2 protein-coding genes are annotated in these 6,039 nt (G+C 39.8%); both read left to right on the forward strand.

Going from position 1 to position 6,039, the window contains the following annotated elements; translation table 11 throughout:
• Positions 1 to 4 precede the first annotated feature (4 nt).
• Positions 5 to 637 carry a V-type ATP synthase subunit D gene (locus tag ADH02_RS07635; protein ID WP_048783890.1) on the forward strand — a complete coding sequence of 211 codons (633 nt, stop codon included), beginning with the start codon at positions 5 to 7 and terminating at the stop codon, positions 635 to 637.
• Between the two features lie 193 nt (positions 638 to 830).
• Positions 831 to 6,039, forward strand: a 5,209-nt coding sequence (locus tag ADH02_RS07640) for a SpGH101 family endo-alpha-N-acetylgalactosaminidase (protein ID WP_048783891.1), incomplete at its 3' end; no start/stop codon positions are given.

Below are 6,039 nucleotides of genomic sequence, written 5' to 3' on the forward strand. Positions count from 1 at the left end.
TCTTTTGACACGATTGAATGTCAAACCAACCCGTATGGAGTTGACGAAGTTAAAGCATCGTCTTGTCGTGTCAAAAAGGGGGCATAAACTCCTAAAGGATAAACAAGATGAGTTAATGCGTCAGTTCATCGAATTAATTCGTAAAAACAATGCGTTGCGTGAGGCGGTTGAAACGCGTCTCGTTGAAGGGATGAAGAGCTTCGTTCTAGCCAAAGCAACATTAGAAGAAGCGTTCATCGAAGAATTAGTGGCGATTCCACCACAAAGCGTAACCTTGGATTTACAAGAAAAGAACATTATGAGTGTGTATGTTCCGGAAATGCATTTCACGGTGAAAAATGAAAACGAAGAGAGTGACTTCAAATATGGTTACTTGAACTCGAACAGTGAAATTGACGACTCTGTAGAACAAATCTCAGATGTGTTAAATGATCTACTAGAGTTGACAGAGATTGAAAAGACTTGCCAATTACTAGCAGATGAAATTGAAAAAACAAGACGTCGTGTAAACGCGCTTGAATATCGATTGATCCCGCAATTAGAAGAAACGATTTACTTTATCGAAATGAAACTTGAAGAAAACGAGCGCGCAAGTATTACTCGTATTATGAAAGTGAAAGATATGGGACAAAAATAAAGAACAGAAGACTCCTAGCAGGTGATGCTAGGAGTTTTTTTGATTTAATTCCATTAATTCTTTGAAGAAAATATGAAAGCGCTTGAAATTGAGCAAAATAGTATAAGTAAAGAGCAAAAAAGTCTAAGTCGGTCTATCTGGAAAGTGCTAAAATTAATTATGGAAACGTTTTTACAAATCAAGGAGGGGTATTATGTATAATCGTCAAAATATGGAGAAGAGACAGCGCTTCTCTATTAGAAAGCTCACAGTTGGGACATGTTCAGTCATCATCGGGGCTTTCTTTTTTGGCACGCTTCAACCAGTTTCTGCAACTGAAGCTGCTGCAACAGAGGTAGTAGCGACGGCCGTAGAAAACACGCCAGCTAGTGAGGTGGCGGCCACTGCTGAAGAGAAACCAGCAGTAGAATCTGGTGCTACAGCAACTGAGGCTACGCCAAAAGAAGAAAAAGAAGCAGTTTCTAATGAAGCTGCAAACACGGTGGCAACTGATAAAGTAGAAGAAAAAGCTACTGAAGCAGCTGCTACAGAACCAGCGGAGGCTAAACCAGCGGAGGCTAAACCAGCGGAGGCTAAACCAACAGAAGCTAAACCAGCGGAGGCTAAACCAGCAGAAGCTAAACCAGCTGAGGCAGCGACTGGTGAAACTCGTGAAGCAACAGCCGAAGTGAAAAAAGAGTGGGACTCAGTAAGCCGTGTGAAAGGAACTGTTGAAGTCGTTGAAGAAGGCGGAGTACGCTACAACAAATTAACTTCAACAACAGCTAACAACAATGGAGCAGACGAAGCACTATTTGAAAAAGCTGGTTTACAAGCGGATGCGGAAGGAAATGTAAGCGTTGACTTAACGTTTAAAGCAAATTCACTTCCTGCAGAAACTCGTTTTGGGGTTTATGTAAAATATAAAGATAATGACAACAACATCTTTGTAGGATATGACAAGGGCGGTTGGTTCTGGCAATACAAAGGACCAGGTGTAAACACTTGGTATAGCAAGACTCGTGTGGAAGCACCAAATGTGGGTGAAGAAAACCACCTATCTATCGTGTACAAGAAAGATGGTCAATTAAACGCTACAAATAATGGACAAGCTTTATTTAGTACAGAAGTCGTTCCAGAAGCTGTCAAGAACGCTTTAGCTGATGTGAATAAAGTTTACCTTAAAGCTGGAACATATTATAAAGAATTATCATCTGTATCGATCAAAGCGGACAACCAAGATAACATTAAACCAGAAGAAGAAACTCCGGCTGTGGATGATGGTTTCCGTCGTAACGACCAAGATGTACATTACGAAACACTACAATCAGAACAATTAAAAGCCATCATCGACACGGCGTTTCCACGTGTTAAAGAATATGAATTAGATGGAAAAACGTTAACAGGTCAAGTTCAAAAATTAGATAAAATGTCAATTAACGGTGTGTTAGTCACTCCAGAAGTTCAATACCGTAAGATTGATGACACTACTGCAGAATATGTAATGACAGTTAGAAACGATGATGAATTCATCAACGCTGAAATCACTGTGAAATTACAATTAGTCGGCAACGAAATGCATTTCGATGTGACAAAAGTAGTGAATAAAAACAATGTTGAAATGGGTAAACCAGTCGACAATGTGAGAAAATTAATCCAAACAATTGAATTCCCAGGGAACACATTAGTTTCTGTAGGTTCTAATAAACAAAATGCGAAGTTTGATGGGGCCCAAATGTCAACAAACACACATAGAGCAGGGGACTATCATTTAGACTTGAAGACAGGGAAGATGAATGATTACGCTTATGGCTTCATGTATGGTTTTGTTTCTTCAAATGAATTAGCAGCTTCTGTGTGGAGTAACTCTCAATTTACTTACCAAGGAAATGACTTTGCACGTTTAACTACTGCGTTACAACGTGTAGAAGGTGTAAACTACTTAGGTATCCAAAGCTCACCTTACTGGTACCAACGTGCTTATAAGAACTTAGTATTCCCAGAATACACATTAGAATTACCAAGTTCTAAAGTAGTCATCACAAAAGACTTAAACAAAGATAATGTGGTGGACTGGCAAGATGGTGCGATTGCATATCGTAATATCATGAACAATCCAAAAGGAGCAGAATCTGTTCCAGATTTAGTAGCGTATCGTATTGCGATGAACTTCGCATCTCAAGCGCAAAACCCATTCTTAATGACATTAGATGGTATTAAGAAGATTAACTTACACACAGATGGTTTAGGCCAATCAATCCTACTTAAAGGATATGGTAGTGAAGGTCACGACTCAGGTCACTTAAACTATGCAGATATCGGTAAGAGAATCGGTGGCGTTGAAGACTTCAAGAAATTATTAGCAAGAGCAAAAGAATACGGCGCTAAAATCGGTATTCACGTCAATGCTTCTGAAACATATCCTGAATCTAAATACTTCAGCGAAGCGATTTTACGTAGAAACTCTGACGGAACATATATGTACGGTTGGAACTGGTTAGACCAAGGTATCAACATCGATGCAGAATATGACTTAGCACATGGACGTTTGGATCGTTGGAAAGAATTACGAGAAAAACTAGGTGCTGACTTAGACTTCATTTATGTGGATGTCTGGGGTAACGGACAATCAGGAGATAACACTGCTTGGCCAACTCACGTACTTGCAAAAGAATTAAACTCTCAAGGCTGGCGTATGGCAATCGAGTGGGGCTTCGGTGCGGAATATGACTCAACATTCCAACACTGGGCAGCTGACTTAACTTACGGTGGATATACACTTAAAGGTATCAACTCAAATATCACTCGATTCATTCGTAACCACCAAAAAGACTCATGGGTGGGTGACTATCCAAGCTACGGTGGTGCCGCTAACTATCCATTACTTGGTGGATATAACATGAAAGACTTCGAAGGATGGCAAGGTCGAAGCGACTACGAAGGATACATTCGTAACCTCTTCGAAAACAACATCATGACGAAGTACTTCCAACACTACAAAGTATCTAAATGGGTAAACGGTAACCCAGTTGCAATGAGTGACAATGGTCAAAATTACAAGTGGACTCCAGAAATGGAAATTCATTTAACAAATGACAATGGGGACGAAGTGAAGATTGTTCGTCAATCAAACGACCCTAACAGCCCAGACTACCGTAAACGTGTGACAACATTAAACGGTCGTGTGATCGAAAATGGCGGAAGCTACTTAGTACCATGGAACTGGGATGAAAATGGTAAAGCTTTAACAGGCGACAAAGAAAAGATGTACTTCTTCACAACTGAAGGTGGAACAACTGAATGGACTCTTCCTGAAGATTGGACAGGAGATAAAGTATACCTTTACCGTCTAACAGACCAAGGTAAGAAAGATGTTGTAGAATTAACAGTCGGCGCAGACCGTAAAATTCAAATTACTGGCGATGCGAACCAACCATATGTACTTTACAAAGCTCCTCAAGGCAAGAAGACAATGGTATGGAGTGAAGGACTACACATCTATGACCAAGGTTTCAACAGCGGAACATTAGATCATTGGGAAAAAACTGGTGACAGCGAACATGCTGAAATCGTGAAATCTCAAGGGGCTAACGAAATGTTACGTATTCAAGGAAACACTGAACGTGTGACATTGAAACAACGCTTAACAGACTTGAAACCAAATACAAGATATGCTGTTTATGTAGGTGTAGATAACCGAAGCGATGCACGTGCAGATATCACAATCCGTGTAGGCGACAAAGTGATTTCTAACTACACAAACAAATCAATCGCGAAGAACTATGTACAAGCACATGCGCATAACACACTTCCTAAGAATGCAACAGTGGACAACACAAGTTACTTCCAAAATATGTATGTATACTTCACAACAGGCGAAGATGTTTCTAATGTGACATTAGAACTTGGACGTGATGCAGATGCAGCAGCAACTTACTTCGATGAAATTCGTGTATTTGAAAACCAATCTGTAATGTACAACGAAAAACATGACACAGGAAATGGTAAATTCAAACAAGACTTTGAAGAAGTGCCTCAAGGTATCTTCCCATTCGTAGTCGGAAACGTTGAAGGAGTACAAGATAACCGTACTCACTTATCTGAAAAACACGAACCATATACTCAACGTGGCTGGAACGGTAAGAAAGTCAACGATGTTATCGAAGGCAACTGGTCATTGAAGACAAACGGTTTATCAGGCTATGACAAACTCGTTTACCAAACAATTCCACAAAACTTCCGCTTCGAAGAAGGCAAGACTTATAAAGTAACCTTCGATTATGAAGCAGGATCACATGGAGCATACTCATTCGTTATCGGTAATGGCGAAAATACTCGTCGTAGTAAATTAACGAAATACGATTTAGAAAACACTTGGGAAAATTCATCAACTCCTAAGAAAGTAAGTTTCTATGTAACAGGTGAAAAAGGTGGAAACACTTGGATTGGTATTTACTCAAATGCCCGTGGTGCAGATACTAAAGGAGATTCAAACAATAACGAAATCAACTTTAAAGGTTATAAAGACTTCATGTTAGATAACCTTGAAATTGAAGAAATCAAGTTAACAGGTAAGATGCTTGTGGATGAAGCGTTCGATAAGAACACTCCAATTGTAAACGGCAACTACAAACAAGATTCATTAAATGCTTATAAAGACGCTGTAGCAGCTTTATTAGAAGCAGACGAAAACATTAGTGTAGATGATGCTAAAGCCCTTGTAGAACGTGTGAACGCAGCAAAAGAAGCTCTTGAAGTGAAACGTAGCTCTACAGATTGGGATGATGTCAGCGATGTGGATGCACCACATGAAAGTGATGAAGAAAGTCCATGGTATGCATTTGATAACAATACAAACTCAATCTGGCATACGCCTTATGGAGTGGACAGCTTAGGTAAACCATTAACTGTAAACTTCACTAAACCTATGGAATCTACTCGCTTTGAATATGTTCCTCGTCAACAAGGACCAAACGGACGTGTCATGAGTGGTAGCCTAACAGTATTTGATGAAAACGACCAAGAGCATCACTTTAACTTTACTGGTTGGGAGAATAATGCGAAGACAAAAGTAATTAACTTCGATGCTCCAATTAAAGTGAAGAAAGCTATCTTCATTGGTAATGAAACATACGGTGATCCTGGACATATTTCAGCAGCAGAATTACGCTTCGTTCTTCCAGTTGAAGATGACAAACCATTAGACGAAGCAGCATACAACGCTGAAGTAGAACGTGTTCGTAAGATTGAACGCCAAGATGCTAAAGAATACTTAGCAGCTGTAGAAGCATACAAGAATGGTCTAGCAGAACATAACTTATTAACTCCGAACGGACTTAATAAATTGGTAGAAGGATTGAAAGAAATTAAGGAAACTGAAGAGCCAACTCCGAACCCAGAGCCAACTCCAAATCCAGAGCCAA

The organism is Streptococcus sp. 263_SSPC (assembly GCF_001071995.1).
GTDB lineage: Bacteria > Bacillota > Bacilli > Lactobacillales > Aerococcaceae > Granulicatella.